Source organism: Actinoplanes lutulentus (genome assembly GCF_003259845.1).
Lineage (GTDB): Bacteria > Actinomycetota > Actinomycetes > Mycobacteriales > Micromonosporaceae > Actinoplanes > Actinoplanes lutulentus.
The window spans coordinates 123805-149269 of the sequence record NZ_QLMJ01000024.1 but is presented as its reverse complement, the minus strand read 5'-3'; the positions used below and the strand labels follow the sequence as shown (position 1 = coordinate 149269).

Sequence of the window (25465 nt, the reverse complement as noted above, 5' to 3'; positions counted from 1 at the left end):
TCCACAACCGTCCACGGGGGACATTCGTGTCACATTCACCCTGGCTGGCGCGCATCGGCGTCAGCCTGATCACCACGGTCGCGGTCGGCGCGGTCGCCGCACCCGCGTCCGCCGCGCCGGCCGGAGTCGCCTCGGTCTCCGGCACCTCGAAGATCGTCTTCAAGGCCGCGCCGGGCAAGGCCAACTCGATCAACTTCAGCCAGTCCGGCCGCACCATCACGATCAACGACAGCGTCCCGCTCAAGGCGGGCAAGGGCTGCAAGCCGGTCAAGGGCGACAAGACCAAGGTCAAGTGCACCACCAAGAAGGCGCCCACCCAGATCACCGCCCACCTGGGCGACAAGAACGACGCCCTCTCCAACCGAACCAAAATCAACTTCTTTGGGTACGCCGGAACCGGCGACGACAAGCTCTACGGAGGCCCCGGCTACGACCGCCTTGTCGGCGACAGTGGCAACGACCGCATCTGGGGTGGCGCCGGCAACGACAGCCTGGACGGCAGCACCGGCAACGACCAGATCGACGGCGGAGCGGGCACCGACAAGGTCTACGGCAGCGCCGGAAGCGACCGCCTGACCGGAGGCGCCGGCAACGACTACGTCTACGGCGGCACCGGCAACGACACCCTGTACGGCGGAGCGGGCAACGACCGGGTGGTCGGCGAAGTCGGCCACGACGTCATCAACGGCGAGGCCGGAAACGACTCCCTCGACGGCGGCGCCGGCAACGACCGCGTCCTCGGCGGCACCGGCGACGACAAGCTCTACGGCAGCGACGGCGACGACGAGCTGCGTGGCGACGACGGCAACGACAAGGAGTACGGCGGGGCCGGCAACGACAGGTTCGTCCAGGCCACCACCACGAAGGTGGACGCCGATCTGTTCGCCGGCGGCACCGGCAAGGACGAGGTCACCTACGCGAAGCGCGAGACCGGGGTGACGATCAGCAACAACGGTGTGGCCGGCGACGACGGCACGATGGCCTACGAGGCCGGCAAGACCTATCAGGCCGAGCACGACACCATCTCCACCGACATCGAGGTCCTGGTCGGCGGAGACGGATCGGACCGGATCCTCGGCGGCCCGGACAACGACTTCCTGTACGGCATGCTCAGCAGTGACTACCTCAACGGCGGGGCCGGCGACGACTACCTCAACGGCGGCGGCACCGGCATCAACGCGGGCAACCCGTGGGCCGACGACCACGGCAGGGACGACCTGGTGGGTGGCGCCGGAAACGACCGGCTGGAAAAGGGCGACCTCTACTTCGGCGACTACGACACCCCGTCCAGCACACCGCGCCCGGTCGGCGCCGACGTCATGATCGGTGGAAACACCGTCTCCTACGAGTTCGCCGACGGCCCGGTCACCGTCGATCCGCACAACGCCTACGGCCAGGACGGCCAGAAGGGCGAGGGTGATGAGGTATCTCGCGTCGGCAGCATCATCGGGTCGCCGTACGCCGACGTTCTGATCTCCATGGTCGGCGACTACTGGGGCGATTACCTCTCCGGCAAGGCCGGCGACGACTACCTCCGGGTGGACTTCGTGAGCCCAGGGTGCTGCGACGGCTGGAACGGCGTGATCGTCCGCGGCGGCGACGGCGCTGATGAGATCGACGGCGGCGACGGCCCCGACGTCTTCCTCTGGGGCAGCGACGGGGAGACCGACGACGGCGATCCGGACGTCCTGAGCAACGCCGGAGTCTGCCACGTGCACAGCAACGACACTGCGACCGGCTGCGGCCAGGTGGGAAAACTCTGATGCCGCACACCTCATGGCCGGTGCGTGCCGGCGTCGCCCTCCTCACCACAATCGCCGTGAGTGCGGCCGCCGCACCCACGGCCGCCCTCGCCGCGAGCACCGGCGTCGCCTCGGTCTCCGGTACGAAGATCGTCTTCAAAGCGGCGGCCGAGCGGACCAACACCATCACGATCACCCGCTCCGGCCGGACTGTCACCATCAACGACCGCGTCACGATCAAGGCCGGCAAGGGCTGCAAGCAGGTCAAGGGCGACAAGACCCGAGTCCGCTGCACCACCGCGAAGAACCCGGCCGAGATCACCGCCATCCTCTACGACGGCAACGACACCCTGACCAACAAGTCCGGCATCAGGGTCATCGCCTCGGCAGGTCCGGGCAACGACACGATCACCGGCGGCAGCGGCAACGACAAGCTGGTCGGCGACTCCGGCAACGACCGGATCTACGGCAGCGGCGGCCACGACAGCCTCGACGGCGGCTCCGGCGACGACCTCGTCGACGGCGGCATCGGCAACGACCGCATCGGCGCGCAGACCGGCACCGACCGGATCTACGGGGGCACCGGCAACGACAGCCTCGACGGCGGGCCGGGCAATGACCGGGTCGCCGGCAGCAGCGGCAACGACACGCTGGCCGGCGGCTCCGGCAACGACTCGCTGGACGGCGGCGTGGGCAACGACCGGATCGTCGCCGGAAGCGGGGCCGACAAGCTCTGGGGCGGCACCGGCAACGATCGCCTCTACGGCAACGACGGCGACGACCAGCTGTCCGCGGGTGCCGGAAACGACCACGTGGACGGCGGTGCCGGCAACGACAGGCTGTACGGCGACGCCGGCAACGACAAGCTCGTCGGCGACCGCGGCGACGACAAGGAGTACGGCGGCGACGGCGACGACACGTTCGACCAGAACGTGCGCATCGGCACCGACTCGGACGTCTTCACCGGTGGCGCCGGCCGCGACCTGGTGACCTACGAACAGCGGACCGCGAACCTGACCATCAGCAACGATGGCAGGACCGGCAACGACGGGGAGTCGAACTTCTACTTCCTCGCCTTCGAGCCGAGCACCGGTTACAGCTGGACCTCCTACGAGAAGGACACGATCTCCGAGGACATCGAGGACCTCACGGGTGGCCACGGGTCCGATCACATCACCGGGAACTCCTGGGAGAACGTCCTCCGCGGCGGTGCCGGCCCGGACGAGATCTACGGCTCGCTGGGCAACGACGTGCTCTACGGAAGCGGGCTGCTGGATGGCGGCTCGGGCGACGATCGGATCTACGAGGGCGGCTCCAGCGTCCCCCGCGTCGACTGACCCACCCGACAACCATTGATCCACCTCGGTACGGTCAGGCGGGTGCGTGTCACCCACCTGGCCGTCGCCGCGTTTCTGGCCCTTCCGCTGGCAGTCACCACGGCTTCGGCCGGCCCCGGCCCGGCGCCGCTGCCGCTCTCGATCAGCAGCGTTCTGCCCGCTCCCGCCGAAGCGATTCCCGGACGGGAGGGTTTCGACCTCACCCCGGACACGGTGATCACCGCCGGCGGACCGGCCGTCGCGATAGCCGAGCAGCTCGCCGCCGCCTGGCGTCCGGCCACCGGCTTCCCGTTACCGGTGGTCGAGGACGCCACGAACAACGCGATCAAAATCAGTCTCGACGGCCGGTTGGACGGCGAGGCATACCGGCTCGGCGTCGACCGGGACCGGGTCGAGCTGACAGCCGGCACCCCTGCCGGACTCTTCAACGGTGTGCAGACCCTGCGCCAGCTGGTCCCGGCCGAGATCGAGAGCCGGAAGATCCAAAAGGGACCCTGGACGATCCCCGGTGGCCGGATCAACGATCGGCCGCGCTTCGCCTATCGGGGCGCCATGCTCGACCTGGCCCGGCACTTTCACACACCGGACGAGGTCAAGCGGTACATCGACCAGATCAGCCGGTTCAAAATCAACTTTCTGCACCTGCACCTCTCCGACGACCAGGGCTGGCGGATCCAGATCGACAGCTGGCCGCGGCTCACCAGCATCGGCGGCGCGCCGGGCACCGGGGTTCGAGGGACCGGCGGCGGCTTTCTCACGAAAGCGGAATATCGCGAGATAGTGGAATTCGCCGCGCAGCGGTACGTCACCATCGTCCCGGAGATCGACATGCCCGGGCACGTGAACGCGGCCCAGGTGGCATACCCCGAGCTGACCTGCGACGCAGTGGCACCGAGGCCGAGGATCGACATCCGGGTCGGTTACAGCTCGCTCTGCGCCGGCAAGGAGATCACCTACCGGTTCGCCGAGGATGTGATCCGGGAGCTTGCCGCGATGACGCCCGGACCGTTTCTGCACATCGGCGGGGACGAGGCGCATTCGACGCCGCACGCCGATTACCTGACGTTTCAGGAACGGGTCCTGCCGATGGTCGGCAAATACGGAAAGACGGCGATCGGCTGGCAGGAGATCGCGGCCGCGAAACAACCGAACGCCATCGTCCAGTACTGGAACCACCAGGCACCACCGCTGGAGACCACCGGCCGGGTCATCATGTCCCCGGCCGACCGGGCCTATCTGGACATGCAGTACGACCTGCTCACCCCGGGCGGACTGCACTGGGCGGGGACGACCGAGGTACGCGACTCGTACTCCTGGGACCCGGATCAGCTTCTGTCACGCGTACCCAAGGAATTGGTCTTCGGGGTTGAGGCGCCGCTGTGGTCGGAGACCTTGACCGATCTCGCGGAGATCGAGTTTCTGGCTTTTCCGCGGCTCGTGGCCATCGCCGAGCTCGGCTGGTCGCCTCGGTCCACCCATGATTGGAATTCGTTCAAAGCCAGGCTGGGGGCCTATGGCCCGCGCTGGACCCGGCAGGGAGTGCATTTCTACAGCTCGCCGCAGATCCCCTGGAGTTAGGCGATCCGCGGCGAGCGGCGGAAAGTGATCAGGCGGACGCCGGCTGCGGGCGGCGACCGGCCACGACCTCGTCCGAGACCACCGGGAAGTGGCACGCGGTGAGGTGCGACTGCGGGTCCTCCAGGCGGGTGACCAGCGGCGGTTCCTCGGTCGCGCAGATGTCCTGCGCCTTCCAGCAGCGGGTGCGGAACCGGCAGCCGGACGGCGGGTTGATCGGGCTCGGCACGTCGCCGGTGAGAAGCACGCGCTCGCGCTGCGCGCGATCACGCCGGACCGGGTCCGGCACCGGGACCGCCGACATCAGGGCGACCGTGTACGGGTGACGCGGGTTCTTGTAGAGGTCGTCGCGATCGGCGATCTCCACCACCTTGCCGAGGTACATCACGGCGACCCGATCGGAGATGTGCCTGACCACCGAGAGGTCGTGCGCAATGAAGACGTAGGTGAGGTCGAACTCGTTCTGCAGGTCTTCGAGCAGGTTCACGACCTGGGCCTGAATCGACACGTCGAGTGCCGACACCGGCTCGTCCGCGATGATCAGTTTCGGCCTGAGCGCGAGCGCCCGGGCGATGCCGATGCGCTGGCGCTGACCGCCGGAGAACTCGTGCGGGTACCGGTTGTAGTGCTCCGGGTTGAGCCCGACGAGTTCCAGCAGTTCCTGCACGGCCTTCTTGAGGCCCTGCGGGGTGGGGATGTTCTGGATCTGCAGCGGCGCCGCGATGATCGATCCGACCGTATGCCGCGGGTTAAGCGACGAGTACGGGTCCTGGAAGATCATCTGGACGTCGCGGCGGAGGGGCCGCATCTGGGTGACCGACTTGTGGGTGATGTCCTGACCCTCGAAGACGATCTTGCCCGCGGTCGGCTCCAGGATCCGGGTGAAGAGCCGGCCCAGCGTCGACTTGCCGCAACCGGACTCACCGACCAGACCCAGCGTCTCGCCGGACCGTACATCGAGGTCGATGCCGTCGACAGCGCGCACCGAACCGACCTGACGCCGGAACAGACCCTTCGTGATCGGGAAGTGCTTCTGCACCCCGGTCGCCTCGAGCAGGTTCTCGCTCATCGTTCTTTTACTCCCCGCTCAGAGGTTCGGAGCCACTTCTTCCTGGAAGATCTTGTTTCGCAGGTCGGGCGGCAGATGGCAGGCGACCGAGTGGGCCCCGCCGATCAGCACCGGCACCTCCTTGAAGGACCGGTCACCGTTGCGACCCGCATAGGGGCAGCGCGGGTGGAAAGCACATCCGTCCGGCAGGTTGATCAGGCTGGGCGGCGATCCCTTGACCGGGTTGAGCCGGTCGCGCACCTCACGGTCGAGGCGCGGCATCGATCCGAGCAGACCCCATGTGTACGGGTGTTGCGGACGCTGGAACAGGTCGATCGTCGGGCCACGCTCGATGACCTTGCCGCCGTACATCACCAGGACCTCGTCGGCGAGCTCGGCCACCACGCCGAGGTCGTGCGTGATCATGATGACCGCGGAGCCGAACTCTTCCTGCAGATCGCGGATCAGGTCCAGGATCTGCGCCTGCACTGTCACGTCGAGCGCTGTGGTCGGCTCGTCGGCGATCAGCAGTTTCGGGTCGTTGACCAGCGCCATCGCGATCATCGCGCGCTGGCGCATACCGCCGGAGAACTGGTGCGCGTAATCGTGGAAGCGCCGCTCCGGCTGCGGGATGCCGACCCGGGCGAGCATGTCGATGGCCCGCTCACGCGCGACCTTCTTGTTCGCACTGGGGTGGTGCACCCGGTACGCCTCAACGATCTGCGACCCGACAGTGAAGTACGGGTGCATCGCGCTCAGCGGGTCCTGGAAGATCATCGCCATCTTGCCGCCGCGAAGCTTACGAACCTCTTCGTCGGTGGCGGTGACCAGTTCCTTCTCGTCGAGCCAGATCTCCCCGCTGACCTTCGCGTTGCTGCGGGTCCGGTGCAGGCCCAGCAGCGCGAGCGAGGTGACGCTCTTGCCGGAGCCGGACTCGCCCACGATGCCGAGCGTCTGGCCGGCCCGCAGCGAGAAGTTCGACCCGGAGACGGCCTGCACGATGCCGTCGTCCGTCTCGAAGCGAACCGTGAGGTCCTTGACCTCGAGGAACGGGCGGTCGGTAGCCGAGTTGACGGACATCTTTCTCTCCCTCAGCTCAGCCGCACGCGCGGGTCGATGACGCCGTAGACGAGGTCCACGAGCAGGTTGGCGAAGACGATGAAGAACGCGGCGATCAGCGTGACGCCGAGGATCACCGGCAGGTCGTTGGCGCGGATCGCGTCCAGCGCCTGGTAACCGAGGCCGCGCAGGTTGAAGACGCTCTCGGTGAGCACCGCGCCGCCGAGCAGCGCGCCCAGGTCGAGACCGAAGACGGTGACGATCGGGGTGAGGCCGGAGCGCAGACCGTGCTTGCCGATGACGGTCCGCTCCCGCAGGCCCTTGGCCCGAGCTGTACGGATGTAGTCCTCACCCAGGGTTTCCAACATGTTCGCCCTGGTCAGACGAGCGTAGGTCGCCGCGAAGAGGAATGCCAGCGTGATCCACGGCAGCAACATCTGCACGAACCATTCGCCGGGATTCTCGGTGAACGGCACGTACTGGCCCTGTGGTAACCACTCCAGCCAGTAGATGAAGATCGCGGACGCCAGCAGGCCGGTGAAGTAGATGGGCAGCGAGACGCCGGCCAGGGCTCCCGTCATCACCGCCCGGTCGATCAACGTTCCTCTTCGGAGCGCCGAGATGACGCCGGCCGAGATACCGATGATCAACCACAGGATCGCCGCGCCGATCGCCAGCGACAACGTCACCGGGATGTCGGCGAGCAGCGTCGGCGTGACCAGCCGGTCGGTCTTGAACGAGTAACCGAGGCACGGGGCCGGGCAGTGAATGACGTCAGGTCCGCTGGAGTAATCCCGGCCGACGACCAGGCCCTTCAGGAACTTGCCGTACTGCACCAGGATCGGATCGGCGAGACCCATCTTCGTGCGGATGCCCTCGATCGACGCCGCGTCTGCCGTCTTACCGATGTAAAGCAGTGCGGGGTCGCTACCGGTGATCTTCGGGACGCCGAAGAAGATCCCGAAGGTCACGAGCGTGACCACGAGCAGCGTGATGACGGCATTGATCAACCGCCGGATGATGTAAGCCAGCACGTCGTTCGGCCGAAGGACGGGCGGGCACCGGTCTTGCGAACCGGTGCCCGCCCGCCGCGGGCGGCCTTCACCAACCCTTCGAATTACCCGTTGCCACTAAGGGCGTTGCCGACTGACTTACTTGCCGTCGCTGACGCCGACGGCCTGGAAGTCGACCATGCCGAACGCGTCGTGGATGTAGACGTTCGTCAGCCGCGGGTTGCGGTAGTTGAGCGCCTTGTCGACCACGAACGGCAGGTAGTAAGCGCCCTCCATGATCTTGTGGTTGATCTGGCTGTAGAGCTCAGCGGCCTTGGCGGTGTCGGTCTCAAGCTGCGCGTCGTCGTACAGCTTGTCGATCGCCGGGTCCTTGATCTCAGCCAGGTTGTAGTTGCCGTTCTCCGGGATGAAGCGGCTGTCGGACAGCGGCTGCATGTAACCGGCGCCGGTCGGGTAGTCAGCACCCCAACCGCCGATGATGATGCCGTAGCCCTTGCGCTTCACGTTGTCCGGCGAACCGGTGATGGAAGCCTGCTGGGCACCGTCGTACTGCTCGATCTTGGCGTTGATGCCGACGACCTTCAGAGCGGCCTGCAGGGCCTCGGAGGTCTTGACCTCGGCCTCACGGTTGTTACGAACCGCGATGGTGACGTCGAAGCCGGTCGGCTTGCCACAGGCGGTCAGAGCCTTCTTGGCCTCGTCGACCTGGGACTTGCCCTGGAGCCGGTTGAACGGGTCGTACTTGGCGTCCGAGCCGGCGATGTTCGGCGGCAGCATGCTGGTGCCGATGTCGCCACCCGCGATCGGGCCACCACGAGCGGACTGCAGAGTGGTCGGGTCGGCCGCGTAGATGATGGCCTTACGACACTCGATGTTGTCCAGCGGGGCGACCGAGGTCGCGAGGCCCGCGTACCGGAGGAAGCCGGTGGTGGGGGTGTCGGCGTTCGCCTTCAGGTTCGGGTCGGTCAGCAGCTTGGTACGAGCCGCCGCCTGCACACCGGTCTGGCCGACGTCGAGGTCCGCGGTACCGGCGAGGAGCCGGCTGTCGAGGTCATCGGCGTTGGTGGTGATCGTCAGGTTGATCGCGTCCGGCAGCGCCTTGCGGATCGGGTCGGTCGCCTGGTCCCAGTTGGGGTTACGGACGAACGAGACACCCTTACCGGGCTGGATGCTGCCTTCCTTGAACATGTACGGGCCGGACGCGGCCGGCGCCGAGCCGTACTGCGCGCCGGTGTCCCGCTTCTGCGGCACCGGGCCGGAGCCCGGCATCGCCAGCAGGTAGATGAAGTCCGAGGACGGCTTCGCCAGCTTGAAGACGATCGTGGAGTCGTCCGGGGTGGTGACCGACTTCAGACCGAGCTTCTCAGCGTCGGTGTCCTTGTACGGGCCCGGGTAGTTCTGGCCCTGGTCGAGCAGCGCCGGCAGGTAGACCGGACCGCCGGAGATGGCGTCCGCGGCCCAGACCCGCTCGATGCCGTACTTGACGTCCTTCGACGTGATCGCCGCACCGTCGTCCCACTTCACGCCGCTGCGCAGCTTGAAGGTGTAGGTGAGCTTGTCGTCGCTGATCGTCGGCAGCGCCTCGGCGAGGTCGGCCTGGAGCTCCAGACCCGCCTTGCCCGGGACGGCCGAGTACTCGACCAGCTTGCGGGTGTAGAGGCGGTTGAGGTTCCAGACGAACGCGTAGTAGCCACGCGCCGGGTCCCACGAGTCCGCATCCTGCGAGCTCCACAGGTTCAGCGTGCCGCCCTTGGTCGTCGACGGGTTGACGACGTCCGTGATCGCGGCGTTGTATGCGGCCTTGCCACCAGAGGTGCTGGTGCTGTCGTTGTCGTCACTGTCCGAACCACCGCACGCAGCGGTGGTCAGCCCCAGCACAACAGCGACACCTGCTGCCGCTATCGCCCTTGTCTTTCGAGACACCTGTTCTCCTACCTCCTCGAACAGCGGAGCCGAACGGTCCGCTCAAACATGCGATGTTCTGCGTTGACCCCTGTATCAGCGGGCTTTGGGATCGAGCGCGTCGCGCAGGCCGTCACCGAAGAGGTTGAAGGCCAGCACAGTAATGAAGATCATTCCGCCCGGGATGATCATGAACATGGGGTCGATCGAGTAGAAGGTGACGGCGTCCGAAAGCATGCCGCCCCACGACGGGTTGGGCGGTGGGATACCGACGCCGAGGAAGCTGAGTGCGGCTTCCGTGAGGATGTTCGTCGGGATGATCAGCGTCGTGTAGACGAGGATCGGCGCCGCCAGGTTCGGCAGCAGTTCCCGGAAGAGGATGCGCGGCGATCGGGCGCCAAGGCTGCGAGCCGCCTCGACGAACTCCCGCTCACGCAGGGAGAGCGTCTGGCCTCGCACGATCCGGCCGATGTACGGCCAGCCGAAGAAGCCGATCACCAGGACCAGCACACTCACACGCGACCAGCGGCTACCCAGCCCGAGGAACTCCTGTGGGAGCACCGAGACCAGCGCGATCGAGAACAGCAGCTGCGGGAACGCGAGCAGGAAGTCCATCACCCGGCTGATCATCGAGTCGACCCAGCCGCCGAGGAAGCCGGCCGCGGTGCCGAACAGCACGCCGAGGATTGTCGACAGGAACGCCGAGAGGAATGCGACAGTCAGCGAGGTCTGCGCGCCGTAGACGATGCGGCTGAAGATGTCCCGGCCGGTCGTCGGCTCCACGCCGAAAATGAAGTCGCTGGTGATGCCGCCCCACGGGTGGACCGGGGTGGCGAACGTCGGATCGACCTGATCCGGGTGCCACTCGTCGATCGGATGACCGAACAGCTTGGTCAGCACCGGGGCAAGGATCGCGATGAGGATGAGGAAGAGGACGACACAGGCGCCGCCAATGGCGACCTTGTCCTTCTTCAGGCGTCGCCAGGCGATCTGCTTCAGTGATCGACCCGCGATCGCTGACTCGCCGGGGCTTCGCACCTCAGCCGCGTCGGCTGTCGGCGTCGTCTCTTCAGTGATCGACGCTTCTGGGCCAAGCGACATCTATTCGCCGGTCCTCTCCCAGTCGCCGGGCGACGGGAGTCCACAGCCACAGTTCAGGGCACACGGAAGATCCCCCGAGCGGTGGCGATGGCCCACGTAGCTAACGGCAACCGATCGGTTATCGCATATGCCTCGAGTGCCGACCCTCGCCGTACCGACCGAGATCTGGCCGGACACCACGAAGGCACTCGACGGCGGGTGTTGCCGCCATCGAGAGGAACATTCACCTAGTGAGTGCTCTGGGTCAAGTTCACGGACCGCACGCGGATGCTTCCGTGTCTCCCTCGTGATGTCACCGTGACCTAGAACGCCGACCAATCGGAAATTACCTTGTGGACGGCGGTTAAGTGGCGAATCGGGCGCAAACGCTCGCAGCCCGTTACGTTCGCGTTACGAGACGTAAAATTAAATCGCTCGTCGGCCTTCGAACGCCCGGCCCAGAGTGATCTCGTCCGCGTACTCAAGGTCGCCGCCGACGGGCAGACCGCTCGCGAGACGGGTCACCGCGATACCCATCGGCTTGATCAGAAGGCCGAGATAGGTCGCCGTGGCCTCACCCTCCGTGTTCGGATCGGTGGCCAGGATCAGCTCCTTGACCTCACCGGTGCCGACCCGGATCAACAGCTCACGGACCTTCAGATTGTCCGGGCCGATGCCCTCAAGCGGGTTGATCGCCCCGCCGAGCACGTGGTACCGCCCGCGGAACTCGCCGGTCCGCTCGATCGCGACGATGTCCTTGGGCTCCTCGACCACGCACAGCACCTCGTTGGTGCGGCGGGTGTCCCGGCAGACCCGGCACTGCTCCTGCTCGGCCACGTTGAAGCAGATCGTGCAGAAGCGGACCAGCTCCTTGACCTTGCGCAGCGCGCCGGCCAGCCGGTTCACGTCGGCCGGGTCCGCGGAGAGGACGTAGAACGCGATGCGCTGGGCCGATTTCGGGCCGACGCCCGGAAGCCGGCCCAGCTCATCGATCAAATCCTGAATGGCACCTTCGTACACGGGATCAGAACCCCGGCAGGGAGAAGCCGCCGGTGGCCGGTCCCATCTTCTTCTCGGCGAGCTCACGCTGCGACTCGGCCGCGTTGTGGATCGCCGCGAGCAGCAGGTCCTCAAGGGTCTCGACGTCGTCGGCGTCCACCGCCTTCGGGTCGATCTTCACAGCCTTGAACTCACCGAGACCGGTGATCGTCACCGTCACCAGGCCGCCGCCGGCGGTCCCGGTCAGCTCGGCCTCGGCCAGCTCGGCCTGCGCCTGCGCGACCTGCGCCTGCATCTTCTGCGCCTGCTTCATGATCTGCTGCATGTTCGGCTGTCCACCGGGGCGCATGGCACCGCTCCTCAACTGATTGATTTCGTAACCACCATCGACGGCACACAGCGGTCGAAAGTTCCGCCGCCAGCGTAGCCGCCACCAACCTCATGCCCGCCGACGCGCCAACGGACACCCCATCTTCGGTACGCGTAAAGAGCGCACCCACCGACGTCAGATTTCGGCGATCTTCTCGGCCCCGAAGGCATCGCGAAGCAGTTGCATCGCCAGCTCCTCGCCGCTCTGCCGCGCCGTCTTCTCATCAAGCACGTCGTCAAGCGGCTCATCACCAGGGTCAAAGCCCTCAATCGTCGCGCCGCCCCGGGGTGCCGCCCCGGAAACCGCGCCCGCACGGGGCGGACCGTCGTACTCCGGGTCGTACGGCGCTTCCTCGGTGGGCGACCCGTCCGACCAGGCGGACCCGCCGGCCGCTGCCGCTCCGGCGCCGGGCTTGGCCGCCGCCGATCCGGCACGCCCCCCACCGGCGATCGCACCGCTGCCACCACGCGCGGCAGCCCGGGCAGCCTCCATGGCCGCCGACCGGGCCGGGGCGGCCTTGGCGGCCGGCGGCACCGCAGGAGCAGCCTGCGGAGGAGCCACCGGCGGAGCCTTCACCGGTGCTGGGGACACGGTCGGCGCTGGGGAGGCGGTCGGTGCTGGGGAGTCGGTCGGCGCGACCGGTGCGCTGTCCGCCGGGATGTTTGTCGCCGAGGGCGCGGCCTCACCGACCGCGGGTTCCGGAGGCGATGCGTCGACGGGGGCAGCGGGTGTGCCGCCTCCTGGTTTGGCGGTCTCGGGCCAGGCTTCTTCCTCGACAGGTTCCGCGGCGGCCGGAACCGGCGGTCGCGGACCGGCACTACCCGGCCGAGCAGGCTCAGGCCAGCCGGTGTCGTCGTCCGAGGCAGCATCGTCCTGCGGGCGAACCGCATCAGCGGGACGGGCCGGTTCAGGCCAGTCGTCGTCGGCGTCCGCTGTCGCGGGGCGCTGGGAACGGGACGGCCGGGACTCGGTCCGGCCTGAGTTGCGCTCCGGCGCTGATGCCGAGGACACCGGACGGTTCGGAGCTGAGGTCGCGGATGCCGGGCGGTTCGGAGCTGAGGTCGGCGGCCGGTGGTCGGCGGGCTGGTTCTGGGTGCCGGTGGCCGGGCCGCGTGCCGGTGCGGCCTCGCCGACGTCGCAGCGGATCTGCCACTGCCCGCCGAGAGCGCGTGCGAACGCTCCGGTGATCACGTCCTGATAGCCGCTGACCAGGCGTTCCGCATATTTCGGCGTAGGCGCCCCGAAAACGACGGTGTCGCCCTCGACAGCGCGCAGGTCGATGCCGCTCTTCTGCATCACGCCGACCTTGTCGTGCGAACGGCCGAGCTCCAGCCACGCGGCCCGAACCTCGTCCAGTCGGTCGACAGGCTGGACAGGTGCAGCAGGCGGCGCGGCGGCCGGGACGGGCGCGGGCGTCGGGGTCGGTGCGGGTTCGACCGGCTCCTCGTCCCACGGCGGCGGCTCTTCGTCGTGGCTGCCTTCGGCGACAGCGTTCCAGTCAGCTGCCGCGTCACCAGCCGGCGCCGAGACAGGCACGGCCGAAACCGGAGCAGCCGAAACGGGGACGGCCGAAACCGGAGCCACGGCCGGGGCGGCCGAAACGGGGGGCGCGGAAACCGGAGCAGCCGAGACCGGAGCAGCCGAGACCGGAGCAGCCGAGAGCGGAGCAGCTGAGGCTGGAGGCGCGGACACCGGAGTGGCCGCCGCCGGGGCCGGGGAGACCGGGGCTGTGCGGCCCGCGCTTACCGGCTTGCCCTTCGCTGCTGCGGCGGCCGCAGCGGCTGCCGCCATCGCGGCGGCTTTTCCGCCGCCGCCGCCAGCGGCAGCAGGACCGGTGGCCGCAGCGGCGGGGGCTGCCCCGCCGACCGGGTCCTGCGATGCCATTGCAGGACGTGAGCCGTCACTGCCGGAGTCGCCAGGGGGCGTGTGGTCCGTGCGTACCGAAGTGGGGGTTGACCCTCGCTCCAAGCGCTCCAGGCGCTGGAGCAGCGCGCTGGAGGAATCGTCGGCGCCGGGCAGCAGCATGCGGGCGGTGACGAGTTCGAGGAGGAGGCGGGGCGCGGTGGTGCCGCGCATCTCGACCAGGCCGTTGTGCACGATGTCGGCGCTGCGGGACAGCGTCGCCGGGCCGAGCTTGGTCGCCTGGCCGGCCATCGCTTCCAGCTGGTCGGCAGGGCCGTCGATCAGACCTTTGGCGACGGCGTCCGGTACCTGCTGGAGGATGATCAGGTCACGCAGGCGTTCGAGCAGGTCGGACGCGAAGCGGCGCGGGTCGTGGCCGGCCTCGGCGACACGGTCGATCGTCGCGTAGGCCGCGGCGCCGTCGGCTGACGCGAGCGCCTCGCACATCTCGTCGATCAGGGCAGAATCGGTCACGCCGAGGAGTGCGACCGCTCGCGCGTAGTCGACACCGCCCGGGCCGGCGCCCGCGATCAGCTGGTCAAGAATCGACAGGGAGTCACGCGCACTGCCGCCACCGGCCCGCACGACCAGCGGCAGCACTGTCGGGTCGACCTTGACGCCCTCGGTCTCGCAGAGTTTCTGCAGGTAGGGACGCAGCACCGCGGGCGGGATCAGCCGGAACGGGTAGTGGTGGGTCCGCGAGCGGATGGTGCCGAGCACCTTTTCCGGCTCGGTGGTCGCGAAGATGAACTTCACGAACTCGGGCGGCTCCTCGACGAGCTTGAGCAGCGCGTTGAAGCCGGCCGACGAGACCATGTGCGCCTCGTCGATGACATAGATCTTGTATCGGCTCGCGGCGGGGGCGAAAAACGCCTTTTCCCGGATCTCGCGAGCGTCGTCGACACCACCGTGGCTGGCCGCGTCGATCTCGATGACGTCGATCGAGCCGGCGCCGTCGTTGGTGAGCGATTTGCAGGACATGCAGACGCCGCACGGATCAGGGGTCGGCCCCTGCTCGCAGTTGAGCGAGCGGGCCAGGATCCGGGCGCTGGAGGTCTTGCCACAACCGCGCGGGCCGGAGAAGAGGTAGGCGTGGTTGAGCCGGCCGCTCCGCAGTGCCTGCGACAACGGCTCGGTGACGTGCTCCTGACCGATGACCTCGGCGAAGGTCCGAGGACGGTACTTCCGATAGAGGGCGAGCGCCACTCCTGCCACCTCCTGACGACCGCGCCATTGTCCGCCGAGGGTCTGACAAGAACAAACAAGGTGCCCCAGAAGTGAAGGACCCCTCGTGCACCCGTCAGAGCCCGCTTATCCTTGCTGCCTTCCGGCCCTGGGGAGGTTCACGGGATACACGCCGCACGAGGGGCTACCGAGGAGCCTACCTGGCGGCTTCGAGCCGCCGCCGACCCCCTCCCCCCGCCTTCGGGGTGCCGGGAAACGTCTGTATTCTGGCGCACGGAGGATTCGCCTAGTGGCCTAGGGCGCACGCTTGGAAAGCGTGTTGGGGGAAACCCCTCACGAGTTCGAATCTCGTATCCTCCGCCAGTGCGAAGGCCGGACCCATCGGGTCCGGCCTTCCTGGTTTTCCGGGGCTTTTCCGGGCAGACCCGCTGCGCAAGGTCACCAGCCGGTCTCGTATCGTTCGTCCTGAAAACAGTGCAGGCGAGGGCCGGCTCCTGATCGGGGCCGGCCCTCGCCGTCTGACTACTTGATCTTCAGCGCCTTCGACGTGGCCTTGCCGTCGTAATGCCCGGCGCGCTTGGCGATCACCACGACGGTCAGCTTCTTGCCCTTCCAGGCCTTCTTGAGCTTCAGCTTGGAAGCGGTCGCCCCCTTGATGACCTTGCCGTTCAGCCGCCACTCGTACCGATAGGAACTCGCCGACGGTGACCAGGCGCCGGCCGCGGCCTTCACCGTCTTACCGACCTTGACCGTCCCGGTGATCTTCGGCTTCATGGTCGCCGCCGGCGCGATGCCCCAGCCCACCGTCACCCCGGCGGAGACCGCCGGGGAATTCACCCGGTTCGCACGCTTTGCGGTGACGGTCACCGTCAGGCGCTTCCCCCGCTGGGCGGCGGGGATTTGGTACGCGTAACCGACCGCCCCCTTGATCGCCACACCATTGGCCGACCACTGATACGCGTACCCGGTAGCCGCCGGACTCCACGACCCGGCAACCGCCTTGACGGTCGAGCCGACCCGGACCGTGCCGCTGATCGACGGCGCCTTGGTCAGCTTGAGCGCGGTAGCCCGTACCGTGACCGCCCCGGCGATCGTGGCCTGCCGGCCGTCCTTCGCCGACCGGATGGTGACGTTCCACGCCCCGGCCGCCGCGTTCGTCACGTCAGCGGTGACCGTGAGGGTGCCGTTCACGAAACTCCGTACGGCCGCCTTGATCGACGCCGAGCCGGAGCGGGTCAGCGTCACCGTGTCGGTGGCGGAGAACGCGTTGCCGCGCAGCGACAGGTTCACCGGGCCGCTGTTGAGCGCGCTGTTCGGCGAGACAGAGCCGAGCACGTACGGAATCGTGCACGGTTCGTAGTAGCAGGTCGTGTCGGCCTTGAACGGGAACGTCCCGCCCGGCGTCTCCGGCGCCAATACGAACAGCGCGATCCCGGTGGGCTCCGAACTGGGGAGGCTGACCTCGCAGTCCTGGCCGCCCCGGGAGCTCCAGGAGCACGGGCTGGTCCAGTCGACGGGCCCGCCGAGCCGGAAGTAGTAGGACTCCGGAATCTCCGCCCTGCCGGCCGTGTTCGTCAGCCGGACCAGGAACTCGCTGCGGTTCTTCACCGGCACCGCGACGCAGATCGCGGTCCGCTGATCGCCGAGCGTTCCGGTGAGCGTTCCGAAACCCGGTGCTCCGTACGCCTTCTCGCACTGCGCCGCGGGCTTGTCCTTGGTGCCGAGGTTCCAGGCGTCGAACCGGTACGGCACCGATGCGCGCCCCGCCACCGGCCGGACGAAGACCTGGTAGCTCGTCGACCCGGACACCCGGCAGGGATAGACGAATCCGTCGCACAGCGCTTTCCCCGCCGCGTCGGTGATCCGGTATCGCGCCGTGTGGTCGGTGCTGCGCAACCCGAGCCAGAAGACAGCCGAAGCCGACGTGCTGACCCGGTAGCAGCGAACGTCGCCCGCACCGGTCAGGGTGCCCGCCGCACCGGGGCCGCCGAGCACTGTCGACGCGGGCGCCTGGCACTTGGCCCCGGCCGGGCTGGCATCGCGCCGGCTCACCCGATATTGAACGTTCGCCGGCTGCGCGACCAGCACCGCCGTGTACGCCTTACCGGTCGTGAGCCCACAGTGGATCAGCTGGTAGGTGACGTCCCACTCGCTGCCGCAGACCACCCGCCCGGTCTCGTCCAGAACGGTGAACACGGCGGTGCCGGTCCCGCCGTTCACGGGCAGATGACTGAAGATCTCCGAGGTGGCGTGCTGCCCCGCCGGGATCGTGTAACAGGTGGCGAAGCGGTCGGCCGAGAACGCCGTGGTCACACCGCTGTTGTCGCCGATGGCGCCCAGCGGGAGGGCCGCACAGCCGGTGATCCGGTCGGTGCGCTGCACGATCAGCGCGTATTCGCCTGCCGCGACGCCCTCACTCGAAGAGAGCAGGATCCGGTACGGCGCCGGCCCGGCCAGCTTGCACGAGTTGGTCTCGCACAGGTTCTCGCCGGCTCCGTTGATCAAGGTCCACCCGGGGCGAGCGGCGTCGGCGGCGCGCGTCGGCAGAAGCACGTCGATCGTGGCGCCGGCCACGCTGTCCCGCAGTTCGAGGCAGTCGGTCTCGCCGGCGACCGAGAGCGATCCCCGATATGCGGCATCGGCGAGGCCCTGGTCGCTCACCGGGAGACATCCCGGCCCGTTCGGCGCGGTGAAGACGGTCGCGTACTGCGACTCCTCCACTCCCGAGCCGATGACCAGTGTGTACTCGCCGGCGGCCGGGAAATTGCAGAGGTAACCGGCCGAGCAGGCCTTCAGGCCCGCGGCGTTGTAGATCTGCGCCCACGGCTCGTAGCTCTCGCCGTCGACGACCCGGACCAGGTGACGGCCGGCGGCCGGCACGCTCAGCACGCGGCACCGGTTACCGGAGAACGCGCCGGCCGGAGCCGACCCGTACGCACCCGGGGTGATCACCGGGCAGCCGGCCGGCGCGGAGAGGCTGCGGATCTGCAGCTTGACCTCGTCGTCGCCGTCCACCTCACCGATGAGGCGGTACGGCCCGGAGCCGGGCAGCAGACAACCGTCCTGGCTGGAGTCCTGGCCGTCGCAGATCCGTGCGCCGGTGGCGTCGGTGATCCAGGAGAGGCCACCGCCGCTCACGTACGCCCGGACCCGCTCGCCCGCGGCCGCGGTGAACGGCTGGCACCAGAACTCGACCGGCGAGGCCGGTGTGACGACCTGAGCCGGCTGGTTCCACTGAGTGCCGGACTGCGCGGCGCACCCCTCGGTGGCGCCCAGGTCGGCGATCGAGACGCTGAACGCGACCGGATCGAACGTCCAGTCCTGGTTGCGCAGCCACAGCGTGTAGGCGCCCGCCGCCACCTCGCAGGGCCGGTACTCGGTCGAGTACTTGCCGCAGACCGAGCCGTTCGTCCCGGTCAGGTCCCACAGGATCTGCCCGCCGTCCCGGAACTGGACGAACTTGAGTCCGGACGAGAGGTCGACGGCGTAACAGCGGTACTCGCCGGTCGGAATCGCCCCGCTCGCCGACTGACCGGCGGAGAGCGCGCCGAACCCGGCCTCCCGCAGTGAGTCGCAGCCTGTCACCACGTCGGTCCGGACGAGACGGAACGTGTAGTCGGTGGCACCGGCGTAATTGTCGGCCAGGAAGACCCGGTACTCGCCGTCCGTCTCCAGGGTGCACTCGCCGCCACCGAACTGGATCGGGCAGATGCGCTCGCCGGCCGGGTTCTGCATCCAGCCCCGGACGTCGGCGAGGTTGGTGTTGCCGTCGGCGGCGGTCTGCGTCATCTCGGCCGTGAGCCGCATGCCGGCCTTGCCGTCGATGCGGTAGCAGTCTCCGGCCGCGCCGCGCGGCAGCTTGCCGGACAGCTTCGGCCCGTTCGCCGCGAACGAGTCCACGGTGACGCACTTCGACGGGTTGGTCTGCGATTCGACGCCTAGCGCGTACGACGTGGAACCCTCGCTGTAGTTGAGGAAGACCTCGATCGTGTGTACACCGGCCTGCGGCGCCTGACATCCGTCGGAGTAGGCGCCGACGTAACAGGTCCCGCCGTCCGACAGGATCAGCGTGGCCTGCGCGTCGTTGCCGCCGCTGACGAAGTTCGTCAGAAGCCGCTCACCGTCGACCGTGGTCCGCACGGTGTAGGTGTGCCGCTCCTGGCCCGAGATCACCGCACAGCTGACCGGGCTCCCCAGGACGAGTTCCCCGCCACAGCCGGCGGCGCTCTTCTCAGCGGGCGCGAGCTCTTCGGCGGGCGCGACCTTCTCGGTGGGCGCGACCTTGTCAGTGGGCACTGCCGAGGACGCGGCAGGCGAAGGCGTGGGCGAAGACCCAACAGCCGAGGGTACGGACGACGAAGGCTCGACCGAGGCCGACTCCGCTGCTGAAGGCGACGCCGAGGCCGACTCCGACGGGCTGGCCGATATGGACACGGATGGCTCGGGCGTCACCGCGAACGCGGCCCCCGGCGCCAGAACAGCGACTATCAGACCGCTCAGCAGAGCGGCGCCCCAACGCCTCACGAAGATCCCCCGTTTAACCCGCAGATCAGCGGCTTCATCAACAGGCGTAGATCATCGCAGCGTGAGGCATCGACCTAATCCACTATCCCACCATTCGGGAGTTCCCAGCCCAGAGGAGGCGACGAACCCGTTACGGCCCCCCGCTCACATCCGGGCTGCCGCTATCGCGTCCTCGACCTCAGGGAAAATGGCGAAGTACCGGCTCAGGCCCACCGTCTCCAGCAACTGAGTGAGGAACTGGTCGGCGCCGGCGAAACTCAGCCAGCCGCCCCTGGACACGATCACCTGCTTGCTGGTGATGAACGCACTGAGGCCCACCGAGTCGCAGAACTTCAGCTCGCTGAGATCCACGACGATCCGGGGAACCGGTCGTTCCAGCAGCTCCGCGAGCGTTTTGTACAGCCGGGCAGCCGAGTCGGCGTCGAGTTCCCCGCACAGCTGGAGAACCACGACGTCGGATCGGTGCTCGATGACAATGGCGCGCATAAAAACAAACGCTAGATCCACATGTTCCGGGCACATCGGACAAGACGTGCGTCTGACTTCCCACGGGTAACAACACAAACGGGCCGGACCCCAAGGGGTCCGACCCGATCGTGAAGGCTGGCCGAAAACAGTCAAGCAATGGCGGCACAGCCCAGGCTCCTGGCGCGACTTACAGTTCGCGCCACCGCCAGCGTGGACCTCGCCACGCGTCGGCCAGGATCATTGCTGAAGCCCGGCCGGGACACTGCTGCACCTTGGACTTGCCCTCAGGGCCGCCCAGTTGGGCCTCAACCTCCCACATCTCGCCGTCGGTCCGGATGTAGACGTCACGACGCTGGAGACGGAGGTCGCCATTCCACCAGTGATGCTCAACTCTCACGTGTCAAATCTAGGACACACATCGACAGATCTGCGTAGGGCGATCCTCCGAATGTTGGTCGCCGCCCGGTCGGAACCACATTGTCTGATCCGGTGGATTTGACCCGCGTGACTTGCGCTACTCCCTACATCGCAGGGCCGTCCAAGATTCACTACGGTGCGTAATTACGGCCTTGACGTGCAGCGAAACACCGCTGTTACACAGACAGGCACTGATCATGGGGAACAACCGAACGGATGAGTCGCCGCTCACATGGTCGGGGGATCCCGCCGAAGGCCACGGAGCGTAACAGCGAAGCGGCTAGAAATACAGAGAGCCCGGTCCCCCAAAAGGGACCAGGCTCTGCTGGTTGGCGGTGGCGGAGGGATTTGAACCCTCGGAGGGCGTTAACCCTCACACGCTTTCGAGGCGTGCTCCTTAGGCCGCTCGGACACGCCACCGGTACGTACGTTACCGGACGCCTGGGAGCGCTCGTCGCCGGGTCACCCATAACCCGGCCGGAACGTGCTGACCTGGCAAGATCGAACTCATGGACAAGCGAAGCGGAGAAACCTCATGAGCGTGCACATCGGCGGCAAGCCGGGCGACATCGCCGAGCGGGTGCTTCTGCCCGGCGACCCGATGCGGGCGAAATGGATCGCCGAGACGTTCCTGGAGGACGCGGTCTGTTACACCCAGGTCCGCGGGATGCTCGGCTTCACGGGCACCTGGAAGGGTCAGCGGGTCTCGGTACAGGGCTCCGGCATGGGCATGCCGTCGGCCTCGATCTACACCCACGAGCTGATCAACGAGTACGGCGTGAAGTCCGTGATCCGGATCGGCTCCTGCGGCGCGCTCGCCATGGACCTGAACCTCGGTGACGTGATCGCCGCGATCGGCTCAGCGACCGACTCGAACATGAACCGGACCCGCTTCGACGGCCTGGTCGACTACGCGCCGGTGGCCGACTTCGGTCTGCTGCGCACCGCCGTCGACATCGCCGCCGAGCAGGGCGTCCCGATCCGGGTCGGCCCGATCCTGGCCGCCGACGCCTTCTACACCGACCGGCCCGACCTCTACGACTCGCTCGCCGATTACGGCGTGCTCGCTGTCGAGATGGAGTCCGCCGCCATCTACACGATCGCGGCCCGCTACGGCGCCAAGGCGCTCACCATCCTGACCGTGAGCGATCACATCAAGCGCGGCGAGGCCATGGACTCCGCCCAGCGCGAGCAGGGCTTCAGCAACATGGTCAAAATCGGCCTGGACACCGCGATCAGCTGATCCTGCCGGCTCCGCCCTGCGGATCAGGGCGGAGCCAACCGGCTCAGGGCGGAGCCAACCGGCTCAGGGCGGAGCCAGCCGGCTCAGTTATCTGAAGAAGTCGCGCAGCAGCTGTGCGCACTCGGTTTCCAGCACGCCTGCGTAGACCTCGGGGCGGTGGTTGATGCGGCTGTCGCGGACCACGTCCCAGAGGGAGCCGACCGCTCCGGTCTTGGGCTCCCAGGCGCCGAAGACCACCGTCGACACCCGGGCCAGCACCAGCGCGCCGGCACACATGGTGCACGGCTCCAGCGTCACCACGAGCGTGCAGCCGTCCAGCCGCCAGCTGCCGAGCGCGGCAGCGGCCTTCCGGAGCACCAGCACCTCGGCGTGTGCCGTCGGGTCGCCGGTGAGCTCGCGTTCGTTGCCGGCCGCCGCCAGCTCGGCGCCGTCCGGGCCGAGCAGGATCGCGCCGACCGGCACGTCATCGGGCGAGGCGGATGCGACGGCGAGCGCGCGCCGCATCCACTCCTCGTGCTGCGAACGACGGTTCACGCGTCGCGCAGCTCCTCCATCTCGTCACCGCAGCCGATCCTCTGACAGATCTCCGCGGTGACGTCGGACGGCAACATCCCGTCCTTGCCACACAGCTCCAGCAGCCGCTGCGCGTTGACACCCAGGTCACCGAGCAGCTCAGCGTCGCCGATCGGATCGGCGTCCGGATCGGCCGCCGGGCGCTCCTCGTCATCGTCGCCGTCATTGGCGCTCAGGTCGTCCACCCCGAGCGCCGGCGCCTCCACCTCACCGAGCAGCACTGATCCGATCCTGGACTCCTCGGCGAACGCCGAGTCGGATCCGAAGATCCGCAGGTCGTCACCCTCATCCAGGCGCAGGATCGAGAGGTACTCGTCGTCGCTCTCGACGAACAACACCGCGAGATCGGCGTCCGGCTCCGCATCGCGCAGCGCGTCCACCACCTCGTCGATGTCGGCCAGGCCCGTCAGGTCCAGCTCCGACGCCGTCCACCCGTTCTTAGTACGGCCGACGGCGGCAGCGAAAATCGACACGATTCCCCCAACACGACTCTTATCCTCAGCGCCTGACGGTAGCGGGTGGCGAGGCGGGCGCATCGCGCCACGCCTTGACCTGTGACGAAGTCAGTTCGCGGGACGTCGGCGCGCGGCGATCAGCTCACGCAACCGCAGGCCACGCATCCGCTGGGTCGGGTCCGGCTCGCGGACCGTTTTCGCCTGCGCGAGGGCTGCCAGCAGCGCCTGCCGGCGGCGGCAGCGCTCGGGGTCGAGCTTTTCTGGCGAGGGGGCCATGAAGCCGAGAGTGACCGGCGGTTCCGCGTTCGTCAAGGGTCGATGGAGAGTTCGGCAGACCCGCTTCTCAGCGCGACGAAGGGTGCACGAAAGGTGGCCGTTTCACCACAGCGGCCAGTCGTACGTGTCGGCCCATCGCAGCCCCACGAAAGTCATCGCGATCGACAGCCCGAGACCGCTCGCCACCGCCACGCCGACGGCCGCGCCGCGGTCACCGACCACGGCGAGCAGAAGCGCGACGAGCCAGGCGCTGACCGCCGCGGCGATGGTCCACCACGCGTACGACGCGAGGCCGCGCCCGAGGCTGCCGAAGAGGATGAGCCAGACGGCCGCGGCGGACAGTCCGCTGAGCACCGGGCCGGCCTTGACCGGGTGCGGTTCGCGGTAGACCGGCCGGGCCGGGCTGGGCGAGAGCTGCCGGTGGTCCAGCGGCGACGGCATGTACCCGGGCGGCGGTGCGGACGTGCTCCAGAGGCCCTGCCGATCAGCCATCACGGTCCCCTCTCCACCCATCGTCGCCCTCAGCGTATCCAGCTACCGGGCCCAGCGCGGAGTCTGCGGCGGGCGTGGCCTTCTGTCAGGATGGCTCGGTGCGCTTCCTCCGTACCCTCTCGGGCCTGACCGTCGTCGCCGCCTGCCTGGCCGGCTGCGGCAGTGTCGCCGGTGCGGGGTCGCCGGCGGCGACGCCGATCTTCGTGCAGCCGTCCGCCACACCCCAGTTCGGCTCGGCACCGTCCGCGGGCGCGCCCGCCGAGGCCGCACCGGCGCCGACCGAGGCGACCACGACCAGCGCATCTCCTCCGGCCGCCGCAAGCAGCAGCGCGCCGGCGCCGACGACAGTGAAGTACGCCTTCCCGGTGGACGCGTCGAACGTCGACTTCCACACGACGCACTCGAAATACCCGGCGACCGACATCTTCGTCGACTGCGGCGAGCGGTTCGTCGCCACCACCAGCGGTGTGGTTCTGGAGATCAGCCTCAAGGACAAGTACGTGAAGGGCAGCGCCGACGGACCCAACAACGGCGGCCTGTCGGTGTCGATCCTCGGCGACGACGGCGTGCGCTACTACGGCTCGCACTTGAGCAAGGTGCAGTCCGGCATCGAGGCCGGCGTCCGTGTCGAGGCCGGCCAGCTGCTCGGCAAGACGGGGAAGACGGGTAACGCCAACAACGTCTGCCACCTGCACTACGGCATCTCGCCGGCGTGCGCGAAAACCGGCGACTGGAAGGTGCGGCGCGGCGTGATCTGGCCGGCGACGTTCCTCAAGTCGTGGCGCAAGGGCGGCCAGAAGAGCCCCGTCTCGACCGTCGAGAGCTGGGAAAAGAAGAACGACTGCAAGGCATGAGGATCGCCGTCGCCGGATTGGGCCTGATCGGCGGGTCGCTGTTGCGGGCGCTGGACGCCGCCGGGCACGAGGTGGTCGGTTTCGACGCTGACCCGGCCACCCGGGACGCGGCCCGTGCGGCGGGTTTCCCGGTCGCCGAGTCGCTGGCCGAGGCTGCCTCGGGCTCGGAGTTGACTGCTTTGGGCGTACCCATGCCGGTCCTGCCGCAATTGATCACTGAGCTGGCGGGGTACGACGGCCTGGTGACCGATGTGACCTCGGTGAAAGGTCCCGTCAGGGACCTGGTGAGGGCGCATGGGGTGGGCCGGTTCGTGGGTGGGCACCCGATGGCCGGCAAGGAGACGTCAGGGTTCGCGGCGTCCGAGAAGGATCTGTTCGACGGGTGCGCCTGGGTGCTCTGCCTGGAGCCGGGCGAGACCGATCTCGGTGACTGGCTGACGCTGGCGCGCCTGTTCACCGGGATGGGCGCGCGGGTGGTGCCGGCGACCGCGGACGAGCACGACGCGGCGGTTTCCAAGATCAGTCACGTGCCTCATCTGTTCGCGTCGGTGCTGGCCGCGCAGATCTCGGATGATCCGCTGGCCGGGGCGCTGGGCGCCGGGTCTTTCCGGGATGGGACGAGGGTCGCCGCGACCAGGCCGGAACTGACCGCGGCGATGTGTGGCGGCAACCGGAGATCCGTGCAGCGGGAATTGCACCGGCTGATCGGCCTCCTGGAGGAGATGTCCGGCGCGCTGGACGCGGACGATCCGGGGACGGCTCTCGTTCCGCACCTGCGGCTCGGTGCGCAGGCCCGCCAGGCATGGCCCGCGACACCGGGTGAGCCGGCGACGATTCCGGCCGCTGTTCCGGCGCTGCTGGAGCTCGGGCGGTCCGGCGGATGGGTGACATCGGTGGGTGACGGCGAGGTTGTCGCATTGCGGCCAGAAAGTGGCCGCTAACGGCCATACC

The 25465-nt window shown here is 68.2% G+C and carries 21 protein-coding genes, 2 tRNA genes and 1 other RNA gene; 7 read left to right on the top strand and 17 right to left on the bottom strand.

Annotated elements, in window-relative coordinates; genetic code table 11:
- Positions 1–26 precede the first annotated feature (26 nt).
- The 3 genes from B0I29_RS38900 to B0I29_RS38890 are packed head-to-tail and all read left to right on the top strand — an operon-like array spanning position 27 to position 4657.
- The gene (locus B0I29_RS38900; protein WP_181558204.1) at positions 27–1763 is read left to right on the top strand and encodes a calcium-binding protein; all 1737 of its coding nucleotides are present in this window, start codon (positions 27–29) and stop codon (positions 1761–1763) included.
- Positions 1763–3079: a calcium-binding protein gene (locus B0I29_RS38895; protein ID WP_111654176.1), complete on the top strand. Its 1317-nt coding sequence runs from the start codon at positions 1763–1765 to the stop codon at positions 3077–3079. The genes B0I29_RS38900 and B0I29_RS38895 overlap by 1 nt, the downstream gene beginning before the upstream one ends.
- A gap of 42 nt (positions 3080–3121) precedes the next feature.
- Positions 3122–4657, top strand: a complete 1536-nt coding sequence (locus tag B0I29_RS38890) for a beta-N-acetylhexosaminidase (RefSeq protein ID WP_111654175.1) — start codon at positions 3122–3124, stop codon at positions 4655–4657.
- Between the two features lie 28 nt (positions 4658–4685).
- On the opposite strand, the gene B0I29_RS38885 is transcribed toward B0I29_RS38890, so the two are convergent.
- The 9 genes from B0I29_RS38885 to ffs form a co-directional block, all read right to left on the bottom strand.
- Complete coding sequence (locus B0I29_RS38885; RefSeq protein ID WP_111654174.1) at positions 4686–5723, bottom strand: ABC transporter ATP-binding protein; 1038 nt, start codon at positions 5721–5723, stop codon at positions 4686–4688.
- Positions 5724–5741: 18 nt separating this feature from the next.
- Entirely contained in the window at positions 5742–6782 is a 1041-nt protein-coding gene (locus B0I29_RS38880) for an ABC transporter ATP-binding protein (RefSeq protein ID WP_111654173.1), read from the bottom strand.
- Between the two features lie 11 nt (positions 6783–6793).
- Positions 6794–7795, bottom strand: coding sequence for an ABC transporter permease (locus B0I29_RS38875; RefSeq protein WP_111654172.1), 1002 nt, complete (start codon positions 7793–7795; stop codon positions 6794–6796).
- A 117-nt stretch (positions 7796–7912) separates the two neighbouring features.
- Positions 7913–9697: an ABC transporter substrate-binding protein gene (locus B0I29_RS38870; protein ID WP_111654171.1), complete on the bottom strand. Its 1785-nt coding sequence runs from the start codon at positions 9695–9697 to the stop codon at positions 7913–7915.
- 75 nt (positions 9698–9772) lie between these two features.
- A complete protein-coding gene (locus B0I29_RS38865) occupies positions 9773–10777 on the bottom strand; it encodes an ABC transporter permease (RefSeq protein ID WP_111654170.1) in 1005 nt (334 codons plus the stop codon).
- 405 nt (positions 10778–11182) lie between these two features.
- Entirely contained in the window at positions 11183–11776 is a 594-nt protein-coding gene (gene recR, locus B0I29_RS38860) for a recombination mediator RecR (RefSeq protein WP_111654169.1), read from the bottom strand.
- A gap of 4 nt (positions 11777–11780) precedes the next feature.
- Positions 11781–12104 (bottom strand): YbaB/EbfC family nucleoid-associated protein, encoded by a 324-nt coding sequence (locus tag B0I29_RS38855; protein WP_111654168.1) that lies wholly within the window; start codon positions 12102–12104, stop codon positions 11781–11783.
- A 156-nt stretch (positions 12105–12260) separates the two neighbouring features.
- Positions 12261–15233 (bottom strand): DNA polymerase III subunit gamma and tau, encoded by a 2973-nt coding sequence (locus B0I29_RS38850; protein WP_111654167.1) that lies wholly within the window; start codon positions 15231–15233, stop codon positions 12261–12263.
- 71 nt (positions 15234–15304) lie between these two features.
- An RNA gene (ffs, locus tag B0I29_RS38845) (signal recognition particle sRNA small type) lies at positions 15305–15401 on the bottom strand.
- An 86-nt stretch (positions 15402–15487) separates the two neighbouring features.
- Between ffs and B0I29_RS38840 the strand changes: the two genes are divergently transcribed.
- Positions 15488–15575 (top strand) — tRNA-Ser (locus B0I29_RS38840).
- Between the two features lie 159 nt (positions 15576–15734).
- Here B0I29_RS38840 and B0I29_RS38835 read toward each other — a convergent pair.
- From B0I29_RS38835 to B0I29_RS38820, 4 genes are all read right to left on the bottom strand, one after another.
- Positions 15735–19508, bottom strand: coding sequence for a hypothetical protein (locus B0I29_RS38835; RefSeq protein WP_111654166.1), 3774 nt, complete (start codon positions 19506–19508; stop codon positions 15735–15737).
- Positions 19509–19880: 372 nt separating this feature from the next.
- Positions 19881–20222 carry an STAS domain-containing protein gene (locus B0I29_RS38830; RefSeq protein WP_111654165.1) on the bottom strand — a complete coding sequence of 114 codons (342 nt, stop codon included), beginning with the start codon at positions 20220–20222 and terminating at the stop codon, positions 19881–19883.
- A 169-nt stretch (positions 20223–20391) separates the two neighbouring features.
- On the bottom strand, positions 20392–20601 hold the full coding sequence (locus tag B0I29_RS38825; protein WP_111654164.1) for a hypothetical protein: 210 nt from the start codon (positions 20599–20601) through the stop codon (positions 20392–20394).
- A 350-nt stretch (positions 20602–20951) separates the two neighbouring features.
- Positions 20952–21041, bottom strand: a tRNA-Ser gene (locus B0I29_RS38820).
- 115 nt (positions 21042–21156) lie between these two features.
- On the opposite strand from B0I29_RS38820, the gene deoD reads away from it, so the two are divergent.
- Positions 21157–21864, top strand: a complete 708-nt coding sequence (deoD, locus tag B0I29_RS38815; protein ID WP_111654163.1) for a purine-nucleoside phosphorylase — start codon at positions 21157–21159, stop codon at positions 21862–21864.
- 87 nt (positions 21865–21951) lie between these two features.
- Here deoD and tadA read toward each other — a convergent pair whose 3' ends face one another.
- The 4 genes from tadA to B0I29_RS38795 form a co-directional block, all read right to left on the bottom strand.
- The gene (gene tadA, locus B0I29_RS38810) at positions 21952–22398 is read right to left on the bottom strand and encodes a tRNA adenosine(34) deaminase TadA (protein WP_111654162.1); all 447 of its coding nucleotides are present in this window, start codon (positions 22396–22398) and stop codon (positions 21952–21954) included.
- Positions 22395–22910, bottom strand: a complete 516-nt coding sequence (locus B0I29_RS38805) for a tRNA adenosine deaminase-associated protein (protein WP_111654161.1) — start codon at positions 22908–22910, stop codon at positions 22395–22397. The genes tadA and B0I29_RS38805 overlap by 4 nt, the downstream gene beginning before the upstream one ends.
- 90 nt (positions 22911–23000) lie before the next feature.
- Positions 23001–23204 carry a hypothetical protein gene (locus tag B0I29_RS38800; protein ID WP_111654160.1) on the bottom strand — a complete coding sequence of 68 codons (204 nt, stop codon included), beginning with the start codon at positions 23202–23204 and terminating at the stop codon, positions 23001–23003.
- A gap of 66 nt (positions 23205–23270) precedes the next feature.
- On the bottom strand, positions 23271–23660 hold the full coding sequence (locus B0I29_RS38795; protein WP_111654159.1) for a hypothetical protein: 390 nt from the start codon (positions 23658–23660) through the stop codon (positions 23271–23273).
- A gap of 98 nt (positions 23661–23758) precedes the next feature.
- Here B0I29_RS38795 and B0I29_RS38790 point away from each other — a divergent pair, with 98 nt between their 5' ends.
- The gene (locus B0I29_RS38790; RefSeq protein ID WP_111654158.1) at positions 23759–24514 is read left to right on the top strand and encodes a M23 family metallopeptidase; all 756 of its coding nucleotides are present in this window, start codon (positions 23759–23761) and stop codon (positions 24512–24514) included.
- A complete protein-coding gene (locus tag B0I29_RS38785) occupies positions 24511–25455 on the top strand; it encodes a prephenate dehydrogenase (RefSeq protein WP_111654157.1) in 945 nt (314 codons plus the stop codon). The genes B0I29_RS38790 and B0I29_RS38785 overlap by 4 nt, the downstream gene beginning before the upstream one ends.
- The last annotated feature ends 10 nt before the right edge of the window (positions 25456–25465 follow it).

Bases quoted from the DNA above. Each gene is read 5' to 3' on its own strand.
- B0I29_RS38795 (WP_111654159.1), bottom strand. From the start codon at position 23,660: ATGGCTGATCGGCAGGGCCTCTGGAGCACGTCCGCACCGCCGCCCGGG.
- B0I29_RS38865 (WP_111654170.1), bottom strand. From the start codon at position 10,777: ATGTCGCTTGGCCCAGAAGCGTCGATCACTGAAGAGACGACGCCGACA.
- B0I29_RS38880 (WP_111654173.1), bottom strand. From the start codon at position 6,782: ATGTCCGTCAACTCGGCTACCGACCGCCCGTTCCTCGAGGTCAAGGAC.
- B0I29_RS38855 (WP_111654168.1), bottom strand. From the start codon at position 12,104: ATGCGCCCCGGTGGACAGCCGAACATGCAGCAGATCATGAAGCAGGCG.
- B0I29_RS38885 (WP_111654174.1), bottom strand. From the start codon at position 5,723: ATGAGCGAGAACCTGCTCGAGGCGACCGGGGTGCAGAAGCACTTCCCG.
- deoD (WP_111654163.1), top strand. From the start codon at position 21,157: ATGAGCGTGCACATCGGCGGCAAGCCGGGCGACATCGCCGAGCGGGTG.
- B0I29_RS38830 (WP_111654165.1), bottom strand. From the start codon at position 20,222: ATGCGCGCCATTGTCATCGAGCACCGATCCGACGTCGTGGTTCTCCAG.
- B0I29_RS38895 (WP_111654176.1), top strand. From the start codon at position 1,763: ATGCCGCACACCTCATGGCCGGTGCGTGCCGGCGTCGCCCTCCTCACC.
- B0I29_RS38785 (WP_111654157.1), top strand. From the start codon at position 24,511: ATGAGGATCGCCGTCGCCGGATTGGGCCTGATCGGCGGGTCGCTGTTG.